The sequence below is a fragment of the Lachnoclostridium sp. An14 genome (assembly GCF_002160755.1).
Lineage (GTDB): Bacteria > Bacillota > Clostridia > Lachnospirales > Lachnospiraceae > Lachnoclostridium_A.
Map to the genome: position 1 here is coordinate 12959 of NZ_NFLE01000028.1, position 26773 is coordinate 39731.

Here is a 26773-nt window from a genome sequence, read left to right on the forward strand (position 1 = left end):
TCCCTGGCGCCGTATTACCGATTGCTGTTGCGGCTGTTGTTCTGGTTGTCATTGCGGCTGCTGTTCTGGCTGCCGTTTCTGCTGCTGTTGTTCTCAGAACTGTTCTGGGCTCTGTTTCTGTCCATATTCTGATTTCTGTTTCTGTCCATGTCCTGAGAGTTTCTGGAGCTGTTGTCGTCCATGTCCCGGTAATTTCTGTTTGCCATAATCATACCTCCTAACTGAATTTGGTTACAAGGTTAGTATGGCGTTTCCGGCTGAAATTATACAATCAATCTCCCAGCACGTTTACGATCTTCACAGGAGCCCTGTAATTCCAGGGAGAAGTCTTGATTCCAGTCTCATAGGTGGAGGCGTGAACAATCTGTCCGTCTCCTATGTACATTCCCACATGGTTAATGCTCTTTCCGCTTCCATAAAAAATCAGATCGCCGGGGCGCATCTCCTCCGCGCTGATGGCTCGTCCCTGCTTGGACTGGGCAGTGGAGCTTCTGGCGATGGAAACGCCGGCTCCGTTCTGCATCACGTAGCGGGTAAATCCGGAGCAGTCCGTACCGGTGTGAGGATCGCTGCCGCCGTAGCGGTAGGGGCCGCCCACGAACTGCAGGGCATAATCTACCAGATTCTGCCTTCTGTCCGCCTGAGCCTGCTCCTTAGCCGCCTCTGCCAGCACGGCCTCCTTCACCTCCATGGCCTCCTCCTCATTCTCGCTGATGGTAATATCGTCAGTGAGAGGAAGGTAGCCGATCTCATTTCCCACTACCACCTGGATCCAACCGTCATCCGTGGTGTCCGTCACATGGAAGGACGCTCCCTGGACTGCCTCCGTGAGCACCTCGTCCCCTTCCAGCTCCGTCTTCACGAACACGCTGTCACTGAGCACGGTCATCATACTGGTCTGCTCCATGCCAGGGCCGTTAAGCACCTGAGTGGCCGCCATGGCGTTCATCGTCTCCATAGGGTTCGCCGCGGTGATCGCCCCGCAGAAGGCTGCAAGCCCAAGTATATGTAGTGGTCTGATATTCATGCTATTCTCCCATCCCGAATTCTATTTGTTACATAATTGTTAAATCTTGTTACGGTTGTATTATACTTCTTACAATTCTCCTCGTCAACCCTTTTATAAATTCTTAATAATTATTTCGTAACAGTTCAGCCATATGTTTCTATAGGGCAGACGCCCGACATGAATAATTTGACAGCTAAGAACGTTTAACGTTAGCCAATTTTATAGAATCCGTCAAATTATGAATGGCATGGCTGAGCTGTTACACCATTTCGTAACCGTTCACTACGCAGAAACATACGGAAAATACTGTGTGGGCGCTCGCTCACTAAGCAGTAATTTTCCATATATTTCTATAAGGCAGACGCCCGACATGAATCATTTAATGGCTAAGAGCATTTCGGCGGCCAGCAATCTTTAACATCAACCGCTTTGTCTAATCCATCAAATAATGAATAGCATAGCCGAACAATTACATAATTTCCAATCTCTGGAAATCTGTACTTTTGCCAGAAAAAACATGAATTTCACAAATTTCGACAATTTTTGCGACAGATTGCCCTAATTCCCATTTGGCCCATGCTATACTTTTTGAAAGAGGACATTCAGAATCCGCATTTAGTTCACGGCCTGTATTTCCACTTTCACTTCTATATTCATATCTTTCAGGCGGGGCTGCCGCTTTCTGCCGCATGGCCCGCCGCACTCTTGCTGCCGACAGACAGCCCGTGATAGAAAAAGGGGGATCTTTTTATGATAAGCTACAAAAAATTCTGGCAGCGGCTGGACGAGATGGGGCTTTCCCAGTACCGGCTGATCCGGACCTACGGCGTCAGTTCCGGCCAGCTGGACCGTCTGCGAAAGAATAAGCACGTGTCCACCCACACCCTGGAAACGCTCTGCCGGATCCTTCACTGCCGGATCGAGGACATCATCGAACACATACCGGACGCGGAGTGGGTATCGCGGCGGAAGAATTGACGCCTCCCGCCGCCGCGCCGCGAACGCGAACGCGAAAATCCCCCGGGAATCCAGCCTCTCACCCTCTGGATTTCCGGGGGATCTTTCTTTTTTTCTTAATCAATATAAAACGTGTGCACTACCGCTCACACCGGCGCCGCTCAATCCAGCTCATGAATAAACAGCCCGCTGCGCAGTTTCGGCTCGAACCAGGTGGACTTCGGCGGCATCAGAAGGCCCGCGTCCGCCACGGCGAATAACTCCCCGATGGAGGTGGGGTACATGGAAAAAGCCAGGGCCATATCCGTCTCCGTCCGTTTTTCCAGCTCCGCCAGCCCGCGGATTCCGCCCACAAAGTCGATGCGTTTGTCCGTTCTCACGTCCCCGATGCCAAGCACCGGCTCCAGGAGAAACTCCTGTAACAAGGAAACATCCAAACTCCGCACCGGGTCTCCCTCCGTGCGGCGCACAAGCTCCGGCCTGGCACTCAGGCAGTACCAGTCCTCTCCCAGCAGCAGTCCGAACCGCCCTTTCTGATCCGGCTGATAAGGTGAGCGTCTCCGCTCCCCCGCCTTCTCCACGAAAAAGTTCTCCCGCACCCGGTCTAAAAATTCCTCCTCCGTCAGCCCGTTTAAATCCCGCACCACCCGGTTGTAGGGCAGAATCAAAAGCTGATCGTGGGGAAAGAGCACCGACAGGAAGTAGTTAAACGGCTCCGCCCCCGTGTAGTCCGGGTGCTCCTTCCTGCGCTTTAAGCAGACCTTCACCGCCGACGCGGCCCGGTGATGGCCGTCGGCGATATAGGTGGCCGGCAGCTCCTCAAACAGGCGCTCAAAGGCCTCCACCTTCTCCAGGCTTTTCACCTCCCAGACCCGGTGGCGCACGCCGTCCTCCGCCGTGAAATCATAGATGGGCGGTTTCCCGCTCTTTCGCAGCTCCACCAGGCGGTCGATCTGCTCCGAGGCCCGGTAGGCCAGGAAAATGGGGCCGGTCTGGGCATTCAGCACATCCACGTGGCGGATCCGGTCCTGCTCCTTTTCCTCCCTGGTATTTTCGTGCTTTTTCACCACGCCGTTTATGTAGTCGTCCACGGAGGAACAGCCCACGATCCCCGTCTGGCTCCTGCCGTCCATGGTGAGCTCGTAGATATAGTAGGCCGCCACCGTATCCTTCTGGTAAACGCCTTCCTGCATCCGTTTTTCCAAAAGCTCCCGCCCCTTTTGGTAAACCTCCTCCCCGTAGGGATCCGTCCCCACCGGAAACTGGGTCTCCGGGCGGTCAATATTTAAAAAGGAAAGGGGATTTCCCTCCACCGCCTTCCTGGCCTCCTCCTCGTTAAACACATCGTAGGGAAGGGCCGCCGCCTTGTCCGCCTGTCCCTGGGTGGGGCGGACGCAGCGGAATGGTTTCACCACTGCCATGCTCTCTCATTCTCCTTCTTCGTACTGTCTTACATCGCCCGCACCCGCAACACGCCGTCTATGGAGCGGATCCGCTCCAGCGCCTCCTCGGCGGCCTTCTGCTCTAAGTCCACCATGGTGTAGGCGAATTTGTCCTTGCTCTTGTTGGTCATATCGGAAATGTTGATGCCCTCCGCCGCCAGGACGGCCGTGATCTGGCCGATCATGTTGGGGATGTTTCTGTGGAGCACCGTCAGGCGGCAGACCGCCCGGCATACGCCCATGTCGCAGTTGGGGTAGTTTACGGAGTTGCGGATGTTTCCGTTTTCCAGGTAATCCATGATCTCCTTCACCGCCATCTTCGCGCAGTTGTCCTCCGACTCCTCCGTGGACGCCCCCAGATGAGGGATCACCACGGCCCCGGCCATGTTGGCGGATTTGGGGTTCGGGAAATCGGTGATGTATTTCTTCACTTTGCCGCTGTTTAAGGCCTCCGCCATGGCGTCCTCGTCCACCAGCACGTCTCTGGAGAAATTGAGCACCACCACGCCGTCCTTCATCTCCTGGAGAACGGAGGCGCTGATCATGCCTCTGGTGCTGTCTAAAAGCGGCACGTGAAGGGTGATGTAATCGCATTCTTTATAAATGTCATCCGCCGTCATGATGTGTTTCACATCCCTGGAAAGCATCCAGGCGCCGTTTACGGAAATAAAGGGGTCGTAGCCGTAGACCGTCATCCCCAGGGCCGCAGCGGCGTTTGCCACCTCCACGCCGATGGCGCCCAGGCCGATCACGCCAAGCTTCTTTCCCCGGATCTCACATCCGGCGAAGGCCTTTTTCCCCTTCTCCACCGCCTTGGCGATGTTCGGGTCATCCTTGATGGACTGGCACCACTGGATGCCGCCGATCACGTCCCTGGAGGCCAGGATCAGGCTGGCCAGCACCAGCTCCTTGACGCCGTTGGCATTGGCGCCGGGGGTGTTGAACACCACGATGCCCTTCTCCGCGCATTTGTCCAAAGGAATGTTGTTCACACCGGCACCGGCTCTGGCAATGGCTAACAGGCTGTCCGGCAGCTCCATATCGTGCATGGCCGCGCTGCGCACCAGCACGCCGTCGGCACCGTCCATCTGCTCCGTCAGCTCATAGCCGCCGGTGAGCAGGTCCGTGCCGTATTTGGAAATCGCATTTAAGCAGTGAATTCGTTTCATTATCCGTTTCTCCTCTCAAAATCCCTCATAAATTCCACCAGCGCGATCACGCCCTCCATGGGCATGGCGTTGTAAATGCTGGCTCTCATGCCGCCGACGGTGCGGTAGCCCTTTAAATTCTCCAGGCCCTTCTCCTTGGCCTCCTTGATAAACTTCGCGTCCAGATCGGCATTTCCCGTCACAAAGGGCACGTTCATCAGGGAGCGGTCCTTCTTCTCCACGGTCCCCGTAAACATCTGGCTCTGATCCAGATAGTCGTAGAGAATGGACGCCTTCTTTTCATTGTAGTCCCGCATCGCCGCCAGGCCGCCCCGCTGTTTCAGCCACTTGAACACCTTGCCGCAGATGTAGATGCCGTAGGTGGGCGGCGTGTTGTAGAGGGAATTGGCGTCCGCGTGGGTCTTGTAGCGGAGCATGGTGGGGGTGCCGGGCAGCACGTCGTCAGTGATCAGGTCCTCCCGGATAATGACGATCACCGTGCCCGCCGGCCCGATGTTCTTCTGAACGCCGCCGTACACGATCCCGTACTTCGTCACATCAATGGGCTCTGACAGGAAACAGGAGGAAACGTCCGCCACCAAAAGCTTGCCCTTGGTGTCGGGAAGGCTGTGGTAGGCCGTCCCGAATACGGTGTTGTTCTGGCATATGTATACATAATCCGCGTCCGGTGAAATGGGCAGATCGGAACAGTCCGGAATGTAGGTGAACATTTTGTCCTCGCTGGAGGCGATGGCGTTCGCCTTTCCGTAGAGCTGGGCCTCCTTGTAAGCCTTTTTCGCCCACTGGCCGGTGATGATGTAGTCCGCTACCCGGTTCTTCATCAGGTTCATGGGGATCATGGCAAACTGCATGGACGCGCCGCCCTGTAAAAACAGCACCTTGTAGTTGTCCGGAATGTTCATCAGCTCTCTCAGGTCCGCGATGGCCTCATTGTGGATCTCCTCGTAGGCTTTTGAACGGTGGCTCATCTCCATCACGGACATTCCCGTACCCCTATAATCCAGCATCTCCTCGGCAGCTTCCTTTAAAACCGCCTCCGGCAGAGTGGCCGGTCCGGCCGAAAAGTTGTAAATTCTTCCCATATACGCTCCTCCCATCCTTAACAAATAGTTTTATTTTTCATCATACACGTTTTGTCAAGCCTTTTCAAGTGCCTGTTTCCCATTTTCCGAAAATTTGCAGGAAAACACCCCGATTTCAGCCATTCCGGCCGCCGCTGAGCCACGACCATAAGGGAGGCGTCCACCGTTTCAGCACACCCGCCGCCGTCCGGGACAGGCCCAGGCACAGCCACGGCATGGCCACAAAAAGAAACGCCGCTGCCGCCCGGCTCCCCGGAAAGAGGACGGCTCCCGTCTTATTGATCAGCCGCACCAGGGCGAAATGGGTGGCGTAGAGGAAAAAGGTATCCTCCATCCACGGACGCGCCTCCGGCAGCCGCGCCCCGTCCACAAACCGCCACAGTCCCAAAGGCACAAAAAGGCGGCAGAGCACCAGAAATCCCACGCCGCATCCCCTCAGGTACAGGACACCGCACAGGCCTCCGGCAGCCATCAGGGCGGCGCCCTCCAGCCGGCCCGCTATCCCGCCGTTTTCCTCCGCCAGCCCGGGCCTGTGGACGGCGAAGGCCGCGGCTACGGCGTAGTAGAGCATGGAGTCCTCATTGATAAAGGGGAAATCCACCTGCAGCCACACCCAGAGGACGGCAGCGCCTATGTAAACGGCCGCCCCCACTTTGGTACGCAGGAAGAAATAGATCACCGGGGTCAGGGCCGCCAGCCAGATGAGCTGATAGAGATACCAGAACACATAATTGTAGCGGTAGTGAAACACCGCGTCCAGGGCCGTTTTCCCGTCAAAGGGGATGATACCCTTTCCCACGATGTCTGCCAGGCCCGGCACGCGGCTGGCGGCCACGTAGCCTAAGTAGTAGAGGCCATTCCACAGCAGGAAGGGCAGAAACAGGGAGCGGGCCCTGGACCTCCATTTGCGCCCCAGCTTTTCCCAGGAAAAATTCCGGTAAAACAGGTAGGCGGAAATCATGAAAAATCCCGGCACCGCGAACTGGCCCAGGCCCGTTCCCACCAGCGACTCCAGCTTTTTAAGAGGCGCGGCAGCGGGGGCATTGCCCAGAAACAGCTCGGCGTTCACAGAGTGGACCCAGACCACCAGGATGCTGAACAGAAAGGTAAACCAGCGGATTTTGTTGCGAAACTGCTGTTCGTTTGTCATACCGGGTTCCTCCTTTCTGGTTCAGGCATTTCCCTGCCTCTCTCCTGGACATTTTCCGCCCAAGTGTTCATAAGATGTTGGGGGCCCAAGGTCAAAAATCCTCTTGCAAGCAAGCCTTCATCGGATTTCCGACCTTTTGACCCTGGTATCATCATAATTATATATTACTATACCATACCCTTTCAGCCTCTAAAAGAAATCTTCATATATTTTTCAGACTTTTTACTATAAAATATGATATACTAGGAGCACCTGACGGGCAGAGGAACCATTTCCCGCCCGCCTGACAGGGACTCCGTTCCATCGTTCCCTGTATTTTATCGTGAAAGGAGACTGTTTATGCCCTTTTTCCAAGGAACAGCCCTGGCTGCCTGTCTGACGGCGGCCTGTACCATAAGCCCCCTGGGAAATGTCCCGGCGGGGACCGCGGCCTTAACCGGAATCCGGGCCACAGACACGGCCCAGATCACCGCCGCGGCCCGGCCCGCCTCCGGGACTGCCCTTCCCGTTTCCTCATTCCGCGCCGCCGATGCCGGCCCCGGCATCTCCGCCCTCTCCTCCGGCGACAATTACGCCCAGTACCAATGGGGGCTGAAAAATAACGGGGATCTGCGGATGGTGGAGATCCGCGACCGTTTCGCCTACGGCGGCTCGGCCTACACCCCCACGGAAAACGGCCCTCACGTGGGCCTTCCCATCCCCAACGAGCCTGGCAACTACGAGGTGCTCACCACCGACGCCGTGGCCGGAATCGACATCAATATCGCCCCCGCCTGGGATCTCTACGACGGCTCCGACACCAACCGGGACGTGATTGTGGCTGTCATTGACACCGGCGTGGACATCGTCCATCCGGATTTAAAAAACTCCATCTGGACCAACGGCGGCGAAATCCCCGGAGACGGGATAGACAACGACGGAAACGGCTACGTGGACGACTACTTTGGCTGGGATTTCTTTTACAATGACCCGTCCGTGTTCTCCGGCGGCTCCAGCGAGGATACCCACGGCACCCACGTGGCCGGCACCATCGCCGCCGGCCGCGGAAACGGCGGCATGGCTGGCATCACTGGCTCGGAGCACGTGAAAATCATGACCCTAAAGGCTCTCGGCACCTCCCAGGGCGTAGGCACCCCGGAGGACGTGATCGCCGCCATCCGCTACGCCGAGGCCAACGGCGCCTCCATCTGCAACTTAAGTTTCTGCTCCAACGCCTACACCCAGGAGCTGGCGGACACCATCCGGGATTCCTCCATGCTGTTTGTGGTGGCGGCGGGAAACGGGGACGCAAACGGCATCGGCTACAGCATCGACACCACCCCCACCTACCCGGCCAGCCTGCCCTTCGACAACATCATCACCGTCTCCAACCTGATGTTTGACGGAAACCTGGACACCTCGTCCAATTACGGGGCATTGAGCGCCGACATCGCCGCCCCGGGCACCTACATCGTCAGCACCATCCCCGGCGGCTACGGATTTTTAAGCGGCACCTCCATGGCCGCCCCCATGGTGACGGGAGCCGCCGCCCTTCTCTACTCCTACCGTCCGGATTTCACCGTGCTGGACGTAAAAGACGCCCTGCTCCAGTCCGCCAGAAAGCTGGACACCCTGACAGGCCGGGTCTCCACCGGCGGGATGCTGGACGTGGGAGCGGCGTTTGGGTGGCAGAAGGCGGCGCAGTGAGCGCCGCAATTTCCAAAGGAGCCGCACCTGGCATTACCCCCTGCCAGGCGCGGCTCCTTTCACACCCCATTTTAAATGATCATCTTCTCCTCTTTCCTATTCCGCGCCTTCCCAGAGACGGTGCCCGGCCAGGGCGATGTCGCCCCTGACGGCCCAGACCTTGGCGTTTTTCATCCGCAGAATCAGGCTCAGTTTCTGTCCGGCCAGGTTTTCCAGCCCCCCGGAAAACCGGATGGACAGCCAGCCGTCCTCTCCCGCGGTCACCTCGCTGTCCCCATAGCCAAAGCCAGGGAGCGGCTCCCGGTTCCAGGCGGTTGCCAGGGCCGCCGAAACCTCCATGGGCTGGCCCGGATCCGCCGGATCCGCCAAAAGCTCCAGCCGGCCGCCGTTTATAAACAAGCTGGCCGTGGGAAGAACGGATTCCTCCTGAGGCCGCCTTGGACTTAAGGAAACAAACCGGTCCGCCTCCCACTTCGCTCTCCCCAGGGAGGTTTCCCGGAAGTTGGTATGCTGTCCGTTTCCGCCCATGTAGTAAAGCCACAGGCTCCCGTCGGGAGCGGCCACCAGGGGAGACGCGTAGATGCAGCAGCAGTCGAAGGCCCCGTCCGGGTAGCTCCCTTCGCCTCTCGGCAGAATGGGCTGTCCCGGCGCCGCGAAATCAAATTTCCAGGGATCCGCCGCCCAGGTCAGTTCTAAGTCCACCTGGTCAAAATCCGGCTCCGTCCGATCCCCCTCGTGGATCATGGACGCCAGTCCCAGGTAGATATTTCCCCAGCGAAACGCCGGCATGGCGTAAATCTGATTTTCAAAGCCGGTGCCCCGCAGGGTCTCCTTCGGCTCACTCCAGTGGATGAAATCCTGGCTGCGGCTCAAGGTGGTGACCCGGATTCCGTCTCTCCACACCCGGGAGAGCACCATATAGCAGCTCTCCTCCTCGCTCCAGAAGGGCAGGTTGTGGCTGTCCGCCGGCGGATTGTGCTCCGGCCACGGCGTGGGCGTCTCCCAGTGAACCCCGTCAGGGGAGAAGGAAACGGCCATGTAGGCCTCCGTGCCTGGCTGGTCCATCTTCGTCACCATCTTATAGCGGCGGGAGGGATCCGTCTCCCTCTCGTCAAGCATCACCCCGGTGCCGTGGGCAAAGGGGAAAATCAGGTTGTTTTCCCTGCTTCCGTGCCAATCCACAAAGCCCAGGGACGGTTTCTCCCAGTGGATCCCGTCGGCGCTCTCCGCGTAGGCTAAGCCCGGCACCCGGTCCGGACGGGGGATGTAGTCCCGCTCCGTTCTCTCCTTCGGCCCGGCGCACCGGCTGTCCTCGTCCTCGATAAACAGGGTGTAGTAGCAGCGGTAGCAGTTCGCCTCCCGGTCGTAGATCACGTTGGGATAGCCGTTGTCAATCCGCACCTCCCAGGGACGGTCCTCTGTAAACAGGGGGTTGTGCTCCTCATCCTTCACCGGATGGGACGCCTCCAGCTTTAAGTTTGCCATCCCCTGGGGGCTTAAAAGCCGTCTGTCCAGCATCAGATATTTTTCCATTCTGTCTCTCCTTTTCACGCTTCCCGGCAAAAACGGCCTGCGGGACGCCCTAAAACCCGCGCCCCGCAAGCCGCATCTTACTTAGCAGTACGTCTTGATGGCGTCGTCAATCATGGCAACGCACTCTTTCACAATGTCCATATCGCTGTCCACCAGGTTTGCCAGGGGCTTTCTCACGCCGCCTAACTCCAGTCCCTCGCGGATCTTTAAGATGGCCTTGATCGTTCCGTACATATTTCCCTTGGTGGAGCACATCTTGTAGATGATGGCGTCCGCCGCGTACTGAACCTTCGCGGCCTCCTCAATCTTTCCGGCCTTGGTCAGCTCGTAGATCTTTAAGTACAGCTCCGGCATCGCCCCGTAGGTGCCGCCGATGCCGCCGTCAGCGCCCATGGCAAGGCCGCTTACCAGCTGCTCGTCCGGGCCGTTGAATACCACAAAGTCCTCGCCGCCGTCCATCTTGAACATCTGGATGTCCTGTACGGGCATGGAGCTGTTCTTCACTGCCGCCACCTTCGGGTTCTTTAACATCTCGTGGAACAGGGGCATGGTTAAAGCCACACCGGCCAGCTGCGGGATATTGTAGATGACGAAGTCCGTGTTCGGCGCCGCGGAGGAAATGTCGTTCCAGTACTGGGCGATGGCATACTCCGGCAGGTGGAAGTAAATGGGCGGGATAGCCGCGATGGCGTCCACTCCCAGGCTCTCAGCGTGAGCGGCCAGCTCCATGCTGTCGGCGGTGTTGTTGCAGGCCACGTGAGCGATGATGGTGAGCTTGCCCTCGGCGGCCTCCACCACAGCCTCCAGCACCTGCTTGCGCTCTGCCACGCTCTGGTAGATGCACTCGCCGGAGGATCCGCCTACGTAAACGCCCTTCACGCCCTTTTCCACCATGTAGCGGGTCAGGGCTTTCACGCCCTCAACGCTGATGGCTCCGTTTTCGTCGTAGCAGGCATAAAATGCCGGAATAATTCCCTGATATTTCGTGATGTCTTTCATGATTTGCCTCCATTCTCCGGGCCGGCCGCGCCGGCCCGCGTTTCCATTCCTTGTTCCGTCCTTAAACCCGAACCTTTACAACTGCCTTTTCCACATGGCAGGGGCCGCCGCGGTTTATTTTCACCCGATGGGCGTCCTCCGGGAAGGCGATGAGCACCTTTCCCGGCTCCATGGGAAACAGGGCCTCTGTTTCGCCGGTGCAGTCGATACCGTCCGTGGCCGGATCCTCTCCCGTGATGGTCATGCGCTCCATGGGAGTGATGCCGATATATTCCTCGCCCTCCGCCAGCAGGTGGATGTCGGCGTAAAGCCGGTGGGCCTCAAAAGCCGTCTCCGCCTCCGGCATGGTGGTGTACGCAAAGCGGTTGATGTAGACGTTTTCCCCGTCCACCTCGTTCCTGCCGCTGGTCAGGCCCTCTAAGCCGTGCTCCAGCAGGTAGGCGATGGCCGTGTCCAGGGCCGGGGTGATCCCCCGGTATCTCCCTAAATGCTCCATGTCCGTATAGATCATGCTTTCGGCGCCTCCTTGTCATAGAGGTGGCAGGCCACCATGTGGCCCTCTGCCCCGTGATGCACCATTCTCGGAGCCTGGGTCTTGCAGATCTCCATGCACTGCGGGCAGCGGTTGTGGAACGGGCAGCCGTCCGGCTTGTGGATGGGGCTGGGTACCTCGCCCTCCAGCACCTGACGGTTTTTCTTGTGGTGGATGTCCGCCACCGGGATGGCAGACAGCAGAGCCTTCGTGTAGGGGTGCAGCGGCTCGTCATAGAGAGCGCGGGAGTCTGCCACCTCCACGATTCTTCCCAGGTACATTACCATGATGCGGTCAGACATATACTGTACCACAGACAGGTCATGGGCGATGAATAAATAGGTCAGATTCATCTCCTTCTGGATTTCCTTCATCAGGTTCAGCACCTGAGCCTGGATGGATACGTCCAGAGCGGATACGGGCTCGTCGCAGATCAGCACTTCCGGCATAACCTCCAGGGCTCTGGCGATGCAGAGACGCTGTCTCTGGCCGCCGGAGAACTCGTGGGGATAGCGCATCAGGTAATCCGGCTGGATGTTTACCATCTTTAACACCTTGCGCATTACTTCCTCCCGCTCCTCCATGCTGTCGATGCCGTGCACCTTTAAGGGCTCCTCAAAGGAGGAGTAGATCTTCTTCTGCGGGTTTAACGCGGAATAGGGATCCTGGAACACCATCTGCACCTTTCTGCGGAAACTGAACATCTCGTCCTTGTTGAACTTGGTCACGTCCTTGAACTCGCCGTTGAAGTTAAAGAGCACGCGGCCGCCGGTGGGTTTCTCCAACATCATGGCCGTCTTGCCGAAGGTGGACTTTCCGCAGCCGGACTCGCCTACGATTCCCAGGGTCTCGCCCTTGTAGACCTCCAGACTCACGTCGTCCACGGCCTTTACATGGCCCACTACCTTCTTAAACATTCCCTTGGTAATGGGAAACCAGGTCTGCAAATTCTCTATCTTAAAAATAACTTCTTTGTTATCCATCATTTACTCCACCTCCGGGAAGGAACTATATTTCGTGCAGCGAACGTGATGGCCGGGGTTGACCTCGTAGCATGGGATCACTCCCTTGCGGCACTTCTCCGTGCACTCCGGACAGCGGTCCGCGAATTCGCAGCCTTCCTTTAAGTCTGCCGGGTTCGGCGTAGCGCCCGGAATGGTCTCCAGTTTCTGGCCGTCTGCCAGGCCCAGCACCGGCACACTGCGCAGCAGCGCCTTGGTGTAGGGATGGCTGGTGCGGTCAAACACGTCCTCCAGAGTTCCAAACTCCACCACGCGGCCCATGTACATGACGCACACCTCGTCCGCCATCTCCGCCACCAGGCCCATGTTGTGGGTGATGAGGATGATGGACTTGCCGTCGTTTACCTGCAGATCCTTTAAAAGCTCCATGATCTGGGCCTGGATGGTCACGTCCAGGGCGGTGGTGGGCTCGTCGCAGATGATCAGCTCCGGGTTGCAGATCATGGCGATGGCGATCACCACTCTCTGTTTCATACCGCCGGAGAACTGGTGGGGATAGCAGTCGATCCGCTCCTCCGGATCCGGAATTCCCAGCTTCCGGAACATCTCCAGGACCTTCTCCCTGGCCTGCTGTTTCGTCATGCCCTTGTTGTGCTGGAGCAGTCCCTCCGCCACCTGGTCACCCACCTTGTAAACGGGGTTTAAGCTGGACATGGGATCCTGGAACACCATGGAAAGGTCCGGGCCTCTTAAGGCGCGCATCTCCGGGCCGTTGGGCTCCTTGATGCTCTCTAAGTGGTGCTCCTCGACTTTTCCGTCCTTTAAGGCGTTGTACTGGATATTCTTCGCCTCTACGATGGCGTTCTTGCCGGTAAAGCGCATGATGGAGTTCATGGTCACGCTCTTTCCGCAGCCGGACTCTCCTACCACCGCCAGAGTCTTTCCTCTCTTTAACTGGAAGGAAACGTCCTTTACGATGCGGATCTTTTTCTTATCGGAAATAAATGTGGTATTCAGCTTTTCAACATTTAAAATGATCTCTTTACTATCCATGGTTTCCTCCTTACTGCTGCTTGGCATCCAGCACATCGCGCAGGCCGTCGCCTAAGAAGTTGATCGCCAGTACAAACAGGGTGATCGCCAGTCCGGGGAACAGCCAGATCCACCACTGGTTCGTTACCACGGATACGGATTTCGCAGCATTTAAGATGTTGCCCCAGGTGGGAGTGGTATCCGCGACGCCCAGGCCGATGAAGGAAAGGGACGCCTCCTGGAGAATGAAGAAGGCCACGTTCGTGGTTGTGGACACGATGATCGGGCTCATTACGTTGGGAAGAATCTGCTTGAACATGATGTTGTTCTTGCTCATTCCAAAGGCCTCGCAGACCTTTACGTAGGTCTCGCCCTTGATACTCATAAACTCATTGCGCACCATACGGAAGGTGGTCATCCAGCCGGTAAACACGAAGATGAACAGCAGGTTTCCCAGTCCTCTCTTGTTTACAATGGCAACTAACATCATAACCAGCACCAGCTGGGGGAATGCCTGGAACACCTCGGATACACGGATCAGGAAGGTGTCCGTCTTTCCTCCGAAGTATCCGGCCACCGCGCCGAGAGCCGCGCCGATCACAGAGCTCATCACCGCGCAGAACACGCCGATGAGGATGGAATAGCAGCCGCCCACCAGCACTCTGGCGAACAGGTCACGGCCGATGGTGTCCGTTCCGAACAGATGGACGGAGCTCGGCGGTTTCTTCATATCGGGAAGCACGGGAGTGTTAAAATCCACCCCGGCGATAAAGCCGATTACACAGGCGATGGTGATGGCCACCACGACCACCAGCCCCAGAAGGGCCAGCTTGTTGTTCATAAACTTGCGCACATTCCGCCGGAACAGAGAGGAGGCCGCGCTCTTATTCTGCTCTTTAATACTTGTCGTTGCAGGATTGCTCATATATGTACTCCTCCTTTCATCACTCGCCCAGACGCACCCGCGGATCTAACAGGGCGTTGAACACGTCTACCATGAAGGAACAGATCAACATCGCCGCCGCGATGATCAGGGTGGTGACCAGCACGATGGGATAGTCACCGGACACGATGGCGTTGGTCATGGTCAGGCCGATGCCCGGATAGGAAAATACGCTCTCAATAACCACGGAACCGCCTACCAGCATGGGAATACGGAATACCAGGATAACCAGAACCGGTTTCATGGCGTTGCGGAAACCGTGCTTTAAATACACCTTCCACTCCGGGATTCCCTTGGAACGGGCCGTCTTGATGTAGTCGCTGTTTAAAACGTCCAGCATGGTGTTTCTGGCGTAACGCATCAGCACGGCAACCATGCCGATGGTCAAGGTCAGCACCGGCAAAAACAGGTGCTGGAAGGCGTCCACGAAGGCGTTTGTGGCATCGGGGCTCACACGGTTTGCAGACGGGAACCAGCCCAGCTTGATGGAGAATACCTGGATCAGGATAATGCCTACCAGGAACTGGGGAACCGCCTGACCAAGCACTGCCAGCACACGGCCTACGTAGTCGATGACGCCGTTCTGCCGCACTGCGGAAATGATACCGATGCCGATACCGATGATGGCGGACAGGACTAAGGAGTATCCAGCCAGCTCAAAGGTATAGGGCAGGCGGACTTTAATGATGGACGCGATAGAGGATCCGTCGAAGGAATATCCCAGATCGCCGCGGAGGCAGTTGCCCAGCCAGCGGAAGTACTGGATGATCAGCGGATCATTTAAGCCTAAGGACTCTCTTAAGGCCTCGACGTTCTCCTTGTTTGCGGAAAGCATTTCCGGGCTGACCATGAAGTTGATCGGATCAATGCCGGTCAGCTGAAGCCCGAAGTACACGATAAAGCTGATAAGCAGCAGCATGGGAATCATCATGAGCAGCTTTTTAATGATGAATTTCAGCATACGATCTCTCCATTCTTTTCATAAATTCAGGCGGCATGAGGAATGCCGCCTGAAATTCTACCGTTCTCAGTTACTGTGCAAGCTCCCAGTTCTCGAAATCCAGGTCGCACATATAAAGGGGATTGCAGAACTCCACTCCCTCAGGGATGTTCACTCTATTGCTGGTGAATACATAGGTTCCAACGGTGAATACCGGTACCTTGTAAACCTTCTCCTGCTCAAGCGCCTGGAGCTCGGTCAGAACCGCGTTGCGGTCTTCCTCCGTAACAGCCTTGGAGAGATCTGCTACCAGAGCGTCGAAGGAGGTGTCGCCGCCGAAGATGTTGGCGAACAGGCCGTCCGTGCTCATGTACTCTGTGTACCACTCGTCGATGGAGAATGCGCTCTTGCCCTTGAAACCAAGATCGTAGTCTCTGGTGGTGAACAGGTCCGTCGTACCGTCGTTGGAAAGGGTTGCCTCAACTGTCAGGCCGGCCTGCTGCAGGTAGTAAACCACGGTGTTGATCAGGTCGATGGTGGTCTGGTCGTTGTTGTAGTAGCAGATCTTTAAGGTGCGGCTCATATCGTAGCCGGAGGCTGCGATGTCAGCTTTTGCCTTCTCTGCGTCGAAGGTGTACTCAAAGCCGTTGTAAGCCGGATCGTAGTTCGGAACGCCGCTGTTGAGCACGTTTGCCGTCGGATACAGGGTTGCCAGAGTAGCTCTGTCAATGGCCTCGATGATGGCCTTACGAACCTCAACATTCTGCATAGCCGGGTTCTCGTTTCCGTCGATGCCCTTCATGTTGAAGATGAAGTACTTGTAGAACAGCACGTCAACCTCGTGAGCGTTGAAGTTGCTCATGTTCTGCAGGGCCTCTACCAGGTCAGCGGCGTTGCCGTACACGTAGTCGGTGTTGCCGGCCTGAGCTGCGGTCACATAATCAGATACGAAGTAGCAGGTCACCTTCTCGATCTTCGGAGCCTCGCCCTCGTAGTTCTCGTTTACCTTTAAGGTGAAGTAGTTTCCTACGTTCAGCTCGTCCAGAGCGTACATTCCGGAGGTTACGGGAGCGGTCCAGAAGGTGTCAGACTCCAGTTTCAGCGGATCCGCGTTCTCCAGGGAGTGTTTCGGCAGGATCGCGAACTGTGCCAGCACGTCCAGCATGGCCGCGTACGGCTCGGACAGGGTCAGGGTGATGGTGTTGCCATCCGTGGCGATGGAAGAAATCGTCTTAAACGCCGCGGTGTAGATGGAGTTGATCTGAGCAGCCTCCAGAGCCGTCTCGATGGACCACTGTACGTCGTCTACGGTGATCGGCTCGCCGTCGGACCATTTCAGGCCGTCTTTTAAGGTGATGGTGTATACCAGTCCGTCCTCGCTCACCTCATAGCTCTCAGCCATATCCGGCTCTACCTCGGTCAGAGTGCTGTCAGCCAGGAACAGGCCGCGGTACATCAGGTTCGTCGCCAGAATCCGGTTGTACCAGGGGGTCGGGATCCTGTCGTCGGTGGTGGAACCGTCACCGGTGGTCACCGCCAGCTTTAAGGAACCGTCTGATGCCACCGGAGCAGCGGTCTCTCCGCTTGCAGCCGCCTCCGTCGCGGCATTCGTGGCATCTCCGGAAGTCTCTCCGCCACCGCCGCAGCCCGCAAGCGAGGCAGCCGTCAGAGTGGTCGCCAGCAGTAATGCTAACATTTTTTTCATATTGCATCCTCCTTCTATTTGGGGTTTCTTCTTGCCCCTTCTTGTTATGTCCAATATACTATTTCTGGTAATAATTTTCAATGTGTCATATTTATGAAAATATTTTTATTTTTAGTGCAGATTGCACAAGACACCTGTTTTATCTCCGATTTTGCGACATTTTTTGACCTTAATGCCCGATTTTAAGCCCTGTCCACCCTGTGAATAAGTTCTATAATATATGAAAAATTTTTTCTTCTAATGACAAGTTAGTTGTGTTTGTGAAAAATATCCATTATAATAAAAGAAATACCAGACCGGATCGAATTTTATATGAAAGACACGAAAGACAAGGGGAAACGCCTTTTTCCTAATATCATATAGAAGGAAACGATCAGAAAGAAGGTTTACCATGCAGAATACCATATTAGATTCCATTTCCAGCAGCTACAGTTCTATGACCCGATCCGCCAAGAAACTGTCCGACTACATTTTCAACAACCGTTCCTCCGTCCAATATATGTCCATCACCTCCCTGGCAGAGGCGGCGGGGGTGTCGGAGGCCACCATCACCCGGTTTTGCCGCACCCTGGGGCTGGCCGGCTACAACGAGCTGAAACTGGCCCTGGCTCTGGCCCAGGCGGGCCGCGGGGAGGCGGGAAACGCGTCGGAAAACGGCGGGGAGGTCAAAGAAGACGGGCTGGAATCCGTCTGCCGGAACCTCTACCAGATGGACGTGGCGGCCCTCAGCGAAACGCTGGAGCTGATGAATCCGGAAAACACCAAACGGGCGGTGGATCTCCTCACGAAAGCCAGACGGGTATTCTGTTTCGGCCAGGGCGGCAGCAACGTCACCGCCATGGAGGCGTGGGCCCGCTTTTCCACCGCCGCCTCCAAATTCATCCACATTGAGGACTCCCATATGCAGGCCACCGCGGCCGCCCTGTGCCAGTCCGAGGACGTGATCCTCTTTTTCTCCTACTCCGGCAGCACCAGGGATATGCTGGATGTCCTCCGTCCCGCTAAGAAAGGCGGCGCCTCTGTCATTCTCATCACCAGGTTCTACAACTCCCCGGCAGCCTCCCTCTCCGACGTGGTCCTGCTCTGCGGCTCCACGGAAAGCCCCCTTCAATCCGGCTCCATCGCCGCTAAAATCGGCCAGATGTTCATTATCGACTACCTATTCCACGCCTACTGCCGGGAAAACAGCGAGGCCTGCGAGGCCGCCCAGGAAATCACGGCCCAGGCCACGGCGCGGAAACTGCTGTAGGGGCGGGGGGAATTTTGACACGGGAGAAGTTTTGCCACGATAAAAGTTTCACCGCGAAACACGCAGGTTTCTCACATTTTCAGCTAAAAACGCGGGAGAGGCCCAGACTGAACCGCCAGCCTGGGCCTCTCCCGTTTCTATATCCCTATACTCACCAGCAGGGCCTCCGCCCCGCCATCCCCTTTATGTATTTTCATTTCCGGCCGGACAGGTACTCCCCGCCTGCCGTCATCCCTTCAGCTTTGAAACCGCCTGGTAGGCAGCCCCCATGAGGCCGGCCTGGTTTCCCAGCTTGGCCGTCACGATCTCCACGCCGCGAAAGCCGGGGGAAATCCCCGCCGCCAGGCGCTCCCGCACCTGCTCCAGCACGTAGGGCTGGGCCATCACGCCGCCCCCCAGCACGATCCGCGCCGGGTTGAACACGTGAACCAGGGTGATCAGACCGTACACGATCTCCCCGATCCAGCCGTCCACCACCTGGCGCACCTCCGGCCTGGAAAACGCCGCGAACACCGCCCGGCCGTTTTTCAGCTCCGGATCCACCTCCATGGCCCGTTTTACCAGGGCCGTGGCAGAGGCGCATTTTTCATAGCAGCCGCTGAACTCCACCTGCGGGTCGATCTGCTCCGGATGGATCACAATCCCCCCAAAGCTGCCGGCAGACCAGCTGCTGCCGGTGCAGACCTCTCCTCCGATCACGATGGCGCCGCCTACGCCGGTGCCGTAGGTCAGGCAGAGAAAATCCTCCGCCCCCACTCCGGCGCCGAATTTCCCTTCCCCAAGGGCTGCGGCGTTTACGTCGTTCTCCACCGTCACCGGCACGTGAAACCGGTCCTCCAGGAGTTTCCGCACCTCCGTTCCCGTGTAGCCGGGAATGTTGTCGTTGGCGTAGTAAATCGTCCCTCTTTCCGTGTCCACCTGGCCGGCGGTGCTGATGCCGATGGCGTCAAAGGGGGCATACTCCTCCAGGATTTCTGCCGCCCGCTCCATGAGCCGCGCTCCGCCCTCCCAGGCGTTGGTGTCACGCTCCATAAGCTCCGAGAGGGTTTCCCCGTCCCAGATGCCGGATTTGATGGACGTTCCGCCGATGTCTAAAACGGCGATCCTCATTGAGCTCCTCCCTCAGAGGCCTTGATGGCAGCCATAAACCGGTTGGCGATCTCCAGCGGCCGGGTGATGGCTCCGCCCACCACGATGGCCCAGACGCCGGTCTTTAATGCCTCCACAGCCTGCTCCGGCGTGTGGATTTTGCCCTCGCCGATCACCGGGATGTCCAGGTCAGCGGACAGCCGTCTCATAAGCTCATAGTCCGGCTGGTCTAACTTCGGCGTGTAGTCGGTGTAGCCGCTCATGGTGGTGCCGACGATGTCCACGCCGCACTTCCAGGCGTTTACGCCCTCCTCATAGTTGGAAATGTCCGCCATCAGGACGATGTCCGGATACTTGGCGCGGATCTCCTCGATAAACTGGTTGATGGTCTTTCCGTCGCCCCGCTTTCTCATGGTGCAGTCCAAAGCCACCACGTCAGAACCGGCGGCCACCAGGTCATCCACCTCTTTCATGGTGGGGGTGATGTAGCCCTCATAGCCCGGATACTGAATCTTCACCAGTCCGATCACCGGAAGGCCCGTCTCCTCCTTGATGGCAATGACGTCCCGGATGCTGCTGGTGCGGATCGCCGGGGTGCCGGCCTGCTTTGCCGCCCTCGCCATCAGGTACATCACCGACTTCTCCTCCACGTACAGCGGCTCTCCCTCCACCGCCTGGCAGGAAATGATCATCTGCCCGCGGATCTTGCTCAAAAGCTCCTGCTTATCCATAACTAACACCTCTCCTTTCATAATAAGGGGCCCCGCCTCCGGGACCAACCTCAGAAGGCGGACGGCCGTACCTTCCGTTGCTGCCGTCCGCCTCTGTTACCCTCATTATAGCATGAAGAAAATTATTTTCAATATACGTTATGAATAAAAATTATTACCATTTTTCAACGAAATGACCAGTGGCCTTACTTTTTCCGGTACAGCACCATGGTCTCGAAGGGCCGCAGCTCAAATTTCCCGTCTGCCGGGCAGCCGCCCTCGTAGTTTCCAAGGAGCTTTTCAAAGCCAGCGGTGTCCAGCCCGGACTCCCAGACCGTCTCCCTGCCGTAGAAGTTATTCACCACCAAAAGCTCCTCGCCGCCGTAGGTCCTGCGGTAAGCGAACACCTGGGGATGGCGCTCCGCCAGGGCCTCAAAATCGCCGTAGGCCACCACGTCGTAGTCTTTTCTCAGCTGCACCAGTTTCCGGTAGTAGTGGAACACGGAATCCTCGTCCGCCAGCTCCGCCTGGGCGTTGATGTAGGAACTGTTCTTCGTGACCTCCATCCACGGCTCGCCAGTAGTAAAGCCGCCGTTTGCGCCGCCGTCCCACTGCATGGGGGTGCGGCTGTTGTCCCTGGAGTGCACCTGAAGGATCCGGTAGGCGTCCTGCTCCGTCAAGCCCTTTTCCTGAAGGATGCGGAAATGGTTCTTGCTCTCCACGTCCCGGTACTGGGAAATATCCGTAAAGCCAGGATTCGTCATGCCCAGCTCCTCGCCCTGGTAGATGTAGGGCGTGCCCCGGAGACAGTGGATCACCGTGCCCAGCATTTTCGCGGACTCTTTCCAGTATTTGCCCTCGCTGCCAAAGCGGGATACCACTCTCGGCTGGTCGTGGTTGCACCAGAACACCGCGTTCCAGGCGTGGTGCTCCGCCATGCCCTTCTGCCAGGAGAACAGGATGTCTTTCAGTTTCTGGAAATCGTAGGGCACCAGCACCCATTTCTCATTTCCCATAAAGTCCACCTTCAGGTGGTGGAAACTGAACACCATGGACAGCTCCTTGCCGTCCTCGGAGGCGTAGCGGTAGCAGTTCTCCATGGAGGTGCTGGACATCTCGCCCACGGTGACAAATTCCGCGTCCGTTCCAAAGGTCTCCCGGTTTAACTCCTGGAGATACTTGTGGATGTTGGGCCCGTCGGTGTAGAACCGGCGGCCATCGCCCTCAAAATCGTCCTCAAAATCGCCTTTGCTGATTAGGTTCACCACGTCGAACCGGAATCCCTTTACGCCCTTGCTCATCCAGAAACGGACGACCTTGCGGACCTCCTCCCGCACTTCCTCGTTGTCCCAGTTCAAATCCGGCTGGGAGACGTCGAACAAGTGCAGGTAATACTCGTCGAACTTCTCCACGTACTGCCAGGCGTTTCCGCCGAACTTGCTCTCCCAGTTGGTGGGGGGCACGCCCGGCCCTTTGCCCTTTTTCCAGATGTAGAAATTTTTATACTTCTCATCTCCCGCCAGGGCCTTCTGGAACCACTGGTTGCGGTCGGAGGTGTGGTTAAACACCATGTCTAACATCAGCTTGATGCCCCGTTTGGACGCCTCCGCCGCCAGCTCCTCAAAGTCCTCCATGGTGCCGTAGCGGGGATCAATGTTGTAGTAGTCCTCTACGTCGTAGCCGTTATCCTTCTGGGGGGATACGAAAAACGGCGTCATCCAGATGTAATCGGCTCCCAGCTCCTTGATGTAGTCCAGCTTGGCCGTCACGCCCTTTAAATCTCCCAGCCCGTCTCCGTTGGTATCGTAAAAGGACTTGGGATAAATCTGATATACAACGCTCTTTCTGAAATCTGCCATAATAAATGCCTCCTGTTTCTTACTCAAACCGCACAATGTCCGTCTCGCCGGCCTTCACGTCCTCGCCGGTGGCAAAGGTGACATTCTTTGCCTTTCCTTCGTCCGTCACCACAAATACGGTGATGGTGGGGTATCCTGCCGCCTTGATCTTTTCCGGGTCAAACCGGAGCAGGGGCTGGCCGCAGTGCACCTTATCTCCCTGTTTTACAAACATCTCAAAGCCGTCGCCCTGCATATTTACGGTGTCAATGCCTACGTGGATCAGCAGCTCCATGCCGTTTGCCAGGGTCAGGCCGCAGGCGTGGCGGGAGTCCTCCATCACTACGGTCACCTCAGCGTCCGCCGGGGCCACTACGGTGTTGTCCGTGGGCTCGATGGCCATGCCGTCTCCCATGATGTGCTGAGAGAACACTTCATCCGGAACCTTCTCCAACGGTACTGCCGTTCCGCTTAAGAACGCCTTTAAGGTACCCGCGCCGCCGGCGCACTCTGCCTTCGCCTCATTTCCGGCCGCGCCGGTGATCTCTGTCACACCCTCTGCCTCAGCGGCGGGACTGCTCTCCTCCGCTTTGACCTCGCCCAGCCGGTCCTCTGCCGTCAGCTTTTTGCTGCCCACAATGTAGGTGAGCACGAAGGGGATCACGATGGCCGTCACCATGGCGATCAGGAAAATGCCCCAGAACTGCGGGAAGATGGAAAGGATTCCCGGAAGTCCGCCTACGCCGATGCTGGTGGCCTGTACGCCGAATCCCACGGAGATCAGGGCCGCGCATCCGGAACCGATCATGCCGCACACCAGCGGGAAACCGTATTTTAAGTTTACACCGAACAGGGCCGGCTCCGTAACGCCTAAGTAACAGGAAATAAGGGCCGGTACGTTTACCTGCTGGGCTCTGTCATTTTTCTTCTGCAATACGCTCATGGCCAGTACGCTGGAACCCTGGGCGATGTTGCTGAGGGCGATCATAGGCCACAGCATGGTGCCGCCCGTAGCTGTCACCAGCTGGGAGTCGATGGCGTTGGTCATGTGGTGAAGTCCCGTCATTACGATGGGAGCGTAGCACAGGCCGAAGATGCCTGCGAATACAAAACGGATATTGGAAGTCAGGCCCGCGTACACCACGTCACCGATGGCGTTGCCGATGGCCCAGCCGATGGGGCCTACTACCATGTGGGCCACGAACACTGCCGGTACTAAGGAGCAGAAGGGCACCACGATCATGCTGATCACTGCCGGGCAGTGTTTCCGGAAGAATTTCTCCAGGTACACCAGCACAAAACCGGCCATCATCGCCGCGATCACCTGGCCCTGGTAACCAATCATTCTCACCTGAGCGAATCCGAAATCCCATACGGGGATCTGGTCTGCCGGGGTGGTGGCTACGTTAAAGCCGTTGAGCAGCTGGGAGGACACCAGGGTCAGTCCCAGGATGATACCGAGAATCTGGGTGGTGCCCATCTTCTTTGTGATGGACCACACAATGCCTACAGGCAGCAGCCAGAACACCGCCTCACCGATGAGCCACAGGAAACTGTCCACACCGGCCCAGAACTGGGAAATCTGCACCAGAGTCATGGTGCCGTTCTCAAAGAACGCGATGCTGTCGATGATGTTCCGAAATCCCAGCACAAGACCGCCGCAGATTAAGGCCGGGATGATGGGGGCGAAAATCTCGCCTAAGTTGCTCATAAGCCTCTGAATCCAGGTCTGATTGCCCTTGGCCGCCTGCTTGGCCGCGTCCTTGCTCACGCCCTCTACACCGGCGTAAGCGGTAAACTCATTGAAAAATGTGGAAACGTCGTTTCCGATGATCACCTGAAACTGTCCGGCCTGGGTAAAGGTTCCCTTGACGCACTTGATGCCTTCAATCGCCTTTACGTCTGCCTTCTTCTCGTCTGCCAGTACAAAACGCATTCTGGTCATACAATGGGAAACTGCGGAGATATTTGCCTTTCCGCCGATGGCGTCCAGCAGCTCCCGAACTTCATTTTGATACTTCGCCATGATAGTGCCTCCTCCATTCACGAACTTGTTTGAACAGCTTTAGAATAGCACACTTGTTTAAACAAGTCAAGGCTTTTTCTTGACTTTTTTCCCCTGTACCGATATAATAATCACAGATGTTTAAACAAGTTTTTCCATTTTTATTTTGTGCAAATTGCGAGGAAACCATTTATGCCTAAGAGTAAATATGAGACGATTTATAAAGACCTGAAATTAAAGATTGAATCGGGGGAATTTCCGCAGGGAGAGCTGCTGCCATCGGAAAACTCCCTGATTCCCATATACGGCTGTTCCCGCAACACCCTGCGGCGGGCCATCTCCCGCCTGGTCACTGACGGCTACGTCCAGACCATCCAGGGCAAGGGCGTGCGCAATATTTTCATTCCCGTGGACCAGACCTCCTACACCATCGGCGGCATCGAGAGCTTTAAGGAGTCCTCCATCCGCAACCGCAAGGTGGGAACCACCAGGATTCTCCAGTTTATCGAGCTCACCGCCGACGAACGTGTGTCCCAGCGCACCGGGTTTCCAGTGGGCGCGGAGCTTTACTACATCCAGCGCGTCCACTCCCTGGACGGAAAGCCGCTGATCTTAAACCACAACTATTTTTTAAAGAGCGCCGCCCCCGGCCTGACGCCGGAGATCGCCGCCAGCTCCATCTACGAGTACCTGGAAAACAGCCTCCACATGACCATCGTCAACAGCAAGCGGGTGATGACCGTGGAAAAGATCACCCAGATCGACGAAAAATACCTGGAGCTGGATGTAAACGACTACAACTGCCTGGCGGTAATCACCAGCCACACCTACAACAGCGACGGCGTCATGTTCGAATTCACCCAATCCCGCCACCGCCCGGACTACTTTCGGTTTCAGGACAACGCATTGAGGCGGCCGGCAGGATGAGATGGCGGGTTCTGCTGAGTTGACAGCAAAACGGAGGGCGACCTCCCAAGCGGTTTGCTTGGGAGGTCGCCCTCCGTTTTTGCCGGCAGTGTGCCGGAGTTTTTGATAGTGTTTTAATTAGGAATGCTGCTCGGTGTCGCTGTGGTTCTGACACTTTTCGTCGCCACGGTATGTAATGACTCCCTTAGCATCGGTGCAGTAGTAGTAGCCATCGCGGTCTTTCAGATTTTCTTTCTTCTTCTGAATGCTACCGGCGGTATTTACCAGATAGTAGCTACCATTTGTGGTATCATCCATGCTTTCCGGTTTCTCACCCCAAGCATCGAATGGCTCATACTTCACATCATCTTCCGCTTCCATCCTGCGGCCTTCACGATAAATGTACTTTTCATCATCAATGAATACGTACTCTCCATCTTCGGTTTCCTTGTAAGTTCCTTCTACCTTTTCAAGTGAGCCGAAAGCCGCTCCCTTGTAGGATCCCGTTTTGATGAAATAGTAGTTATATGTATCTCCTGCAAACTCCAATTTCATCTTTCCTGTCTTCATGGCTCCGTCGTCGCTATCTTCGCCAAAATAATATAACAGGGTTCCATCAAAATTAAATGTTCCGTAGTCACCGGAATAATTAGTTTCTCTCGCCAGGTAAGCATCCAACTCAGATTCATCATCAATTAAATAGCTATCTTCAATAATCGTCGGATCACTGTCATTTAATCTGATTGCCTGGAGTCCATAAAGCATTTCACCATACTGATTAAACGCATATTTTTTCCCATCAATCGTTTTAAACTGGCCAGTAATTAAGTTTCCGCCTCCTGTAGCATAATACCAATGCTCAATCTCATCATCATGATCCTGCTTATGCATATCCTCAGACGGGATTGTATAGAACCATCCACTTACACGATTACCATAATCCTCGTAATTAAAGAACTGGTATACAGATGCAGTCGCAGTAGAAAGGCTGGCTATGGAATCCGTCGCCATCGTCCATTCATAGTCCATGGCTCCGTATTCATCAAAAGAATACTTCTGACCATTAATGGTTCTCGTTGTATCCTGTACTCTCTTTCCATTCTCTCTAAAATAGAAATAGTAGTACATAACGCTATCATTATCTTTATTTTTAGCCAGATTCTCTCTGTTTTCTTCTACATCAATGAGCTGCCATCCAGATTTTCTGGCACCGTCATTCTCAGCCCCACAATAATACATAGCTGTCTGCCAGTCATAATCTTCGTTGCACATTTCTGATACATCATTCACCCAGCCCCAAAGCATACGTCCATCAGAATCAAACGCATACTTTTCGCCGTTAATTGTTTTAAAGGATGTCCCATTGTCACCAGCGACATAAGCTCTGCCATTATTCTGGAAATAGTACCATACATCTACAGCGGCATTCTTCTCATCAGCAGTATCATTATCCTCGTTTGCCCGCTGTACCCATTGGTTCTTTACCATAGCTCCATCTTCATTGGCATAATAGATGTAATCTTCATGTTCAATGATCTGATCATAAACAACGTAGCCATCCTCATCCAGATAAAACCAATTATCGCCGCTTTTTTTCCATTCATTTGTAACAGGGTAACTGTCTTCATCGTAGTACATCCAGCCATCGTCTGTCTCAATCCATCCCACCATTTCTTCATCCGGTACTTCTGCAAATGAAGAAAAAGCCATGGTCATACAAAAGCCGCCTACCATAAGACATTCTGTCAACAGCTTTCCGTGTTTCTTCACGTATGTATCTCCTTTCATAAAAACGGGTGGGGAGATTCCCCACCCGCTCGGCAATTAGAATTTCA

At 55.9% G+C, this 26773-nt stretch carries 24 protein-coding genes; 4 read left to right on the top strand and 20 right to left on the bottom strand.

Annotated elements, in window-relative coordinates; genetic code table 11:
* Positions 1–14: 14 nt before the first annotated feature.
* From B5E84_RS14470 to B5E84_RS20425, 3 genes are all read right to left on the bottom strand, one after another.
* The gene (locus B5E84_RS14470) at positions 15–206 is read right to left on the bottom strand and encodes a hypothetical protein (RefSeq protein WP_087223989.1); all 192 of its coding nucleotides are present in this window, start codon (positions 204–206) and stop codon (positions 15–17) included.
* Positions 207–271: 65 nt separating this feature from the next.
* Positions 272–1027: a C40 family peptidase gene (locus tag B5E84_RS14475; RefSeq protein WP_087223991.1), complete on the bottom strand. Its 756-nt coding sequence runs from the start codon at positions 1025–1027 to the stop codon at positions 272–274.
* Between the two features lie 451 nt (positions 1028–1478).
* Positions 1479–1700 (bottom strand): hypothetical protein, encoded by a 222-nt coding sequence (locus tag B5E84_RS20425; RefSeq protein ID WP_143469243.1) that lies wholly within the window; start codon positions 1698–1700, stop codon positions 1479–1481.
* A gap of 59 nt (positions 1701–1759) precedes the next feature.
* Here B5E84_RS20425 and B5E84_RS14480 point away from each other — a divergent pair, with 59 nt between their 5' ends.
* Positions 1760–1987 (top strand): helix-turn-helix domain-containing protein, encoded by a 228-nt coding sequence (locus B5E84_RS14480; RefSeq protein ID WP_087223993.1) that lies wholly within the window; start codon positions 1760–1762, stop codon positions 1985–1987.
* 140 nt (positions 1988–2127) lie between these two features.
* Here B5E84_RS14480 and B5E84_RS14485 read toward each other — a convergent pair whose 3' ends face one another.
* The 4 genes from B5E84_RS14485 to B5E84_RS14500 form a co-directional block, all read right to left on the bottom strand.
* Positions 2128–3387, bottom strand: a complete 1260-nt coding sequence (locus B5E84_RS14485; RefSeq protein WP_087223995.1) for a DUF1015 domain-containing protein — start codon at positions 3385–3387, stop codon at positions 2128–2130.
* 29 nt (positions 3388–3416) lie between these two features.
* Positions 3417–4577, bottom strand: a complete 1161-nt coding sequence (locus B5E84_RS14490) for a phosphoglycerate dehydrogenase (RefSeq protein ID WP_087223997.1) — start codon at positions 4575–4577, stop codon at positions 3417–3419.
* Positions 4577–5659: a 3-phosphoserine/phosphohydroxythreonine transaminase gene (gene serC / locus B5E84_RS14495; protein WP_087223999.1), complete on the bottom strand. Its 1083-nt coding sequence runs from the start codon at positions 5657–5659 to the stop codon at positions 4577–4579. The genes B5E84_RS14490 and serC overlap by 1 nt, the downstream gene beginning before the upstream one ends.
* Positions 5660–5774: 115 nt before the next feature.
* Positions 5775–6809 carry an acyltransferase family protein gene (locus B5E84_RS14500; RefSeq protein WP_087224001.1) on the bottom strand — a complete coding sequence of 345 codons (1035 nt, stop codon included), beginning with the start codon at positions 6807–6809 and terminating at the stop codon, positions 5775–5777.
* Between the two features lie 339 nt (positions 6810–7148).
* Between B5E84_RS14500 and B5E84_RS14505 the strand changes: the two genes are divergently transcribed.
* Positions 7149–8495 (top strand): S8 family peptidase, encoded by a 1347-nt coding sequence (locus B5E84_RS14505; protein WP_087224003.1) that lies wholly within the window; start codon positions 7149–7151, stop codon positions 8493–8495.
* A gap of 96 nt (positions 8496–8591) precedes the next feature.
* Here B5E84_RS14505 and B5E84_RS14510 read toward each other — a convergent pair whose 3' ends face one another.
* The 8 genes from B5E84_RS14510 to B5E84_RS14545 form a co-directional block, all read right to left on the bottom strand.
* Positions 8592–10028 carry a glycoside hydrolase family protein gene (locus B5E84_RS14510; RefSeq protein WP_087224005.1) on the bottom strand — a complete coding sequence of 479 codons (1437 nt, stop codon included), beginning with the start codon at positions 10026–10028 and terminating at the stop codon, positions 8592–8594.
* 81 nt (positions 10029–10109) lie between these two features.
* Complete coding sequence (locus B5E84_RS14515) at positions 10110–11027, bottom strand: dihydrodipicolinate synthase family protein (RefSeq protein WP_087224007.1); 918 nt, start codon at positions 11025–11027, stop codon at positions 10110–10112.
* A gap of 61 nt (positions 11028–11088) precedes the next feature.
* Positions 11089–11538 carry a NanQ anomerase/TabA/YiaL family protein gene (locus B5E84_RS14520; protein WP_087224009.1) on the bottom strand — a complete coding sequence of 150 codons (450 nt, stop codon included), beginning with the start codon at positions 11536–11538 and terminating at the stop codon, positions 11089–11091.
* Positions 11535–12545 carry an ABC transporter ATP-binding protein gene (locus B5E84_RS14525; RefSeq protein ID WP_087224011.1) on the bottom strand — a complete coding sequence of 337 codons (1011 nt, stop codon included), beginning with the start codon at positions 12543–12545 and terminating at the stop codon, positions 11535–11537. Before B5E84_RS14525 ends, B5E84_RS14520 begins: the two co-directional genes overlap by 4 nt.
* Positions 12546–13574 carry an ABC transporter ATP-binding protein gene (locus tag B5E84_RS14530; protein WP_087224013.1) on the bottom strand — a complete coding sequence of 343 codons (1029 nt, stop codon included), beginning with the start codon at positions 13572–13574 and terminating at the stop codon, positions 12546–12548.
* 10 nt (positions 13575–13584) lie between these two features.
* Positions 13585–14478 (bottom strand): ABC transporter permease, encoded by an 894-nt coding sequence (locus tag B5E84_RS14535; RefSeq protein WP_087224015.1) that lies wholly within the window; start codon positions 14476–14478, stop codon positions 13585–13587.
* A 19-nt stretch (positions 14479–14497) separates the two neighbouring features.
* Positions 14498–15457 (bottom strand): ABC transporter permease, encoded by a 960-nt coding sequence (locus B5E84_RS14540; protein WP_087224017.1) that lies wholly within the window; start codon positions 15455–15457, stop codon positions 14498–14500.
* 70 nt (positions 15458–15527) lie between these two features.
* Complete coding sequence (locus B5E84_RS14545) at positions 15528–17141, bottom strand: ABC transporter substrate-binding protein (RefSeq protein ID WP_087224018.1); 1614 nt, start codon at positions 17139–17141, stop codon at positions 15528–15530.
* A gap of 391 nt (positions 17142–17532) precedes the next feature.
* Here B5E84_RS14545 and B5E84_RS14550 point away from each other — a divergent pair, with 391 nt between their 5' ends.
* Positions 17533–18390, top strand: a complete 858-nt coding sequence (locus tag B5E84_RS14550; protein WP_087224020.1) for a MurR/RpiR family transcriptional regulator — start codon at positions 17533–17535, stop codon at positions 18388–18390.
* Positions 18391–18618: 228 nt separating this feature from the next.
* On the opposite strand, the gene B5E84_RS14555 is transcribed toward B5E84_RS14550, so the two are convergent.
* From B5E84_RS14555 to treP, 4 genes are all read right to left on the bottom strand, one after another.
* Positions 18619–19500, bottom strand: a complete 882-nt coding sequence (locus tag B5E84_RS14555) for an ROK family protein (RefSeq protein WP_087224022.1) — start codon at positions 19498–19500, stop codon at positions 18619–18621.
* Positions 19497–20210 (bottom strand): N-acetylmannosamine-6-phosphate 2-epimerase, encoded by a 714-nt coding sequence (locus B5E84_RS14560; protein WP_087224024.1) that lies wholly within the window; start codon positions 20208–20210, stop codon positions 19497–19499. Before B5E84_RS14560 ends, B5E84_RS14555 begins: the two co-directional genes overlap by 4 nt.
* Positions 20211–20395: 185 nt before the next feature.
* Positions 20396–22048, bottom strand: a complete 1653-nt coding sequence (gene treC, locus B5E84_RS14565; protein ID WP_087224026.1) for an alpha,alpha-phosphotrehalase — start codon at positions 22046–22048, stop codon at positions 20396–20398.
* Between the two features lie 19 nt (positions 22049–22067).
* The gene (gene treP / locus B5E84_RS14570) at positions 22068–24053 is read right to left on the bottom strand and encodes a PTS system trehalose-specific EIIBC component (RefSeq protein ID WP_087224028.1); all 1986 of its coding nucleotides are present in this window, start codon (positions 24051–24053) and stop codon (positions 22068–22070) included.
* Between the two features lie 171 nt (positions 24054–24224).
* On the opposite strand from treP, the gene B5E84_RS14575 reads away from it, so the two are divergent.
* Entirely contained in the window at positions 24225–24959 is a 735-nt protein-coding gene (locus tag B5E84_RS14575) for a UTRA domain-containing protein (protein ID WP_087224030.1), read from the top strand.
* A gap of 117 nt (positions 24960–25076) precedes the next feature.
* Here B5E84_RS14575 and B5E84_RS14580 read toward each other — a convergent pair whose 3' ends face one another.
* Positions 25077–26708 carry a hypothetical protein gene (locus B5E84_RS14580; protein WP_087224032.1) on the bottom strand — a complete coding sequence of 544 codons (1632 nt, stop codon included), beginning with the start codon at positions 26706–26708 and terminating at the stop codon, positions 25077–25079.
* Between the last annotated feature and the right edge of the window lie 65 nt (positions 26709–26773).

Bases quoted from the DNA above. Each gene is read 5' to 3' on its own strand.
- B5E84_RS14470 (WP_087223989.1), bottom strand. From the start codon at position 206: ATGGCAAACAGAAATTACCGGGACATGGACGACAACAGCTCCAGAAAC.
- B5E84_RS14475 (WP_087223991.1), bottom strand. From the start codon at position 1,027: ATGAATATCAGACCACTACATATACTTGGGCTTGCAGCCTTCTGCGGG.
- B5E84_RS20425 (WP_143469243.1), bottom strand. From the start codon at position 1,700: ATGCGGCAGAAAGCGGCAGCCCCGCCTGAAAGATATGAATATAGAAGT.
- B5E84_RS14480 (WP_087223993.1), top strand. From the start codon at position 1,760: ATGATAAGCTACAAAAAATTCTGGCAGCGGCTGGACGAGATGGGGCTT.
- B5E84_RS14485 (WP_087223995.1), bottom strand. From the start codon at position 3,387: ATGGCAGTGGTGAAACCATTCCGCTGCGTCCGCCCCACCCAGGGACAG.
- B5E84_RS14490 (WP_087223997.1), bottom strand. From the start codon at position 4,577: ATGAAACGAATTCACTGCTTAAATGCGATTTCCAAATACGGCACGGAC.
- serC (WP_087223999.1), bottom strand. From the start codon at position 5,659: ATGGGAAGAATTTACAACTTTTCGGCCGGACCGGCCACTCTGCCGGAG.
- B5E84_RS14500 (WP_087224001.1), bottom strand. From the start codon at position 6,809: ATGACAAACGAACAGCAGTTTCGCAACAAAATCCGCTGGTTTACCTTT.
- B5E84_RS14505 (WP_087224003.1), top strand. From the start codon at position 7,149: ATGCCCTTTTTCCAAGGAACAGCCCTGGCTGCCTGTCTGACGGCGGCC.
- B5E84_RS14510 (WP_087224005.1), bottom strand. From the start codon at position 10,028: ATGGAAAAATATCTGATGCTGGACAGACGGCTTTTAAGCCCCCAGGGG.
- B5E84_RS14515 (WP_087224007.1), bottom strand. From the start codon at position 11,027: ATGAAAGACATCACGAAATATCAGGGAATTATTCCGGCATTTTATGCC.
- B5E84_RS14520 (WP_087224009.1), bottom strand. From the start codon at position 11,538: ATGATCTATACGGACATGGAGCATTTAGGGAGATACCGGGGGATCACC.
- B5E84_RS14525 (WP_087224011.1), bottom strand. From the start codon at position 12,545: ATGATGGATAACAAAGAAGTTATTTTTAAGATAGAGAATTTGCAGACC.
- B5E84_RS14530 (WP_087224013.1), bottom strand. From the start codon at position 13,574: ATGGATAGTAAAGAGATCATTTTAAATGTTGAAAAGCTGAATACCACA.
- B5E84_RS14535 (WP_087224015.1), bottom strand. From the start codon at position 14,478: ATGAGCAATCCTGCAACGACAAGTATTAAAGAGCAGAATAAGAGCGCG.
- B5E84_RS14540 (WP_087224017.1), bottom strand. From the start codon at position 15,457: ATGCTGAAATTCATCATTAAAAAGCTGCTCATGATGATTCCCATGCTG.
- B5E84_RS14545 (WP_087224018.1), bottom strand. From the start codon at position 17,141: ATGAAAAAAATGTTAGCATTACTGCTGGCGACCACTCTGACGGCTGCC.
- B5E84_RS14550 (WP_087224020.1), top strand. From the start codon at position 17,533: ATGCAGAATACCATATTAGATTCCATTTCCAGCAGCTACAGTTCTATG.
- B5E84_RS14555 (WP_087224022.1), bottom strand. From the start codon at position 19,500: ATGAGGATCGCCGTTTTAGACATCGGCGGAACGTCCATCAAATCCGGC.
- B5E84_RS14560 (WP_087224024.1), bottom strand. From the start codon at position 20,210: ATGGATAAGCAGGAGCTTTTGAGCAAGATCCGCGGGCAGATGATCATT.
- treC (WP_087224026.1), bottom strand. From the start codon at position 22,048: ATGGCAGATTTCAGAAAGAGCGTTGTATATCAGATTTATCCCAAGTCC.
- treP (WP_087224028.1), bottom strand. From the start codon at position 24,053: ATGGCGAAGTATCAAAATGAAGTTCGGGAGCTGCTGGACGCCATCGGC.
- B5E84_RS14575 (WP_087224030.1), top strand. From the start codon at position 24,225: ATGCCTAAGAGTAAATATGAGACGATTTATAAAGACCTGAAATTAAAG.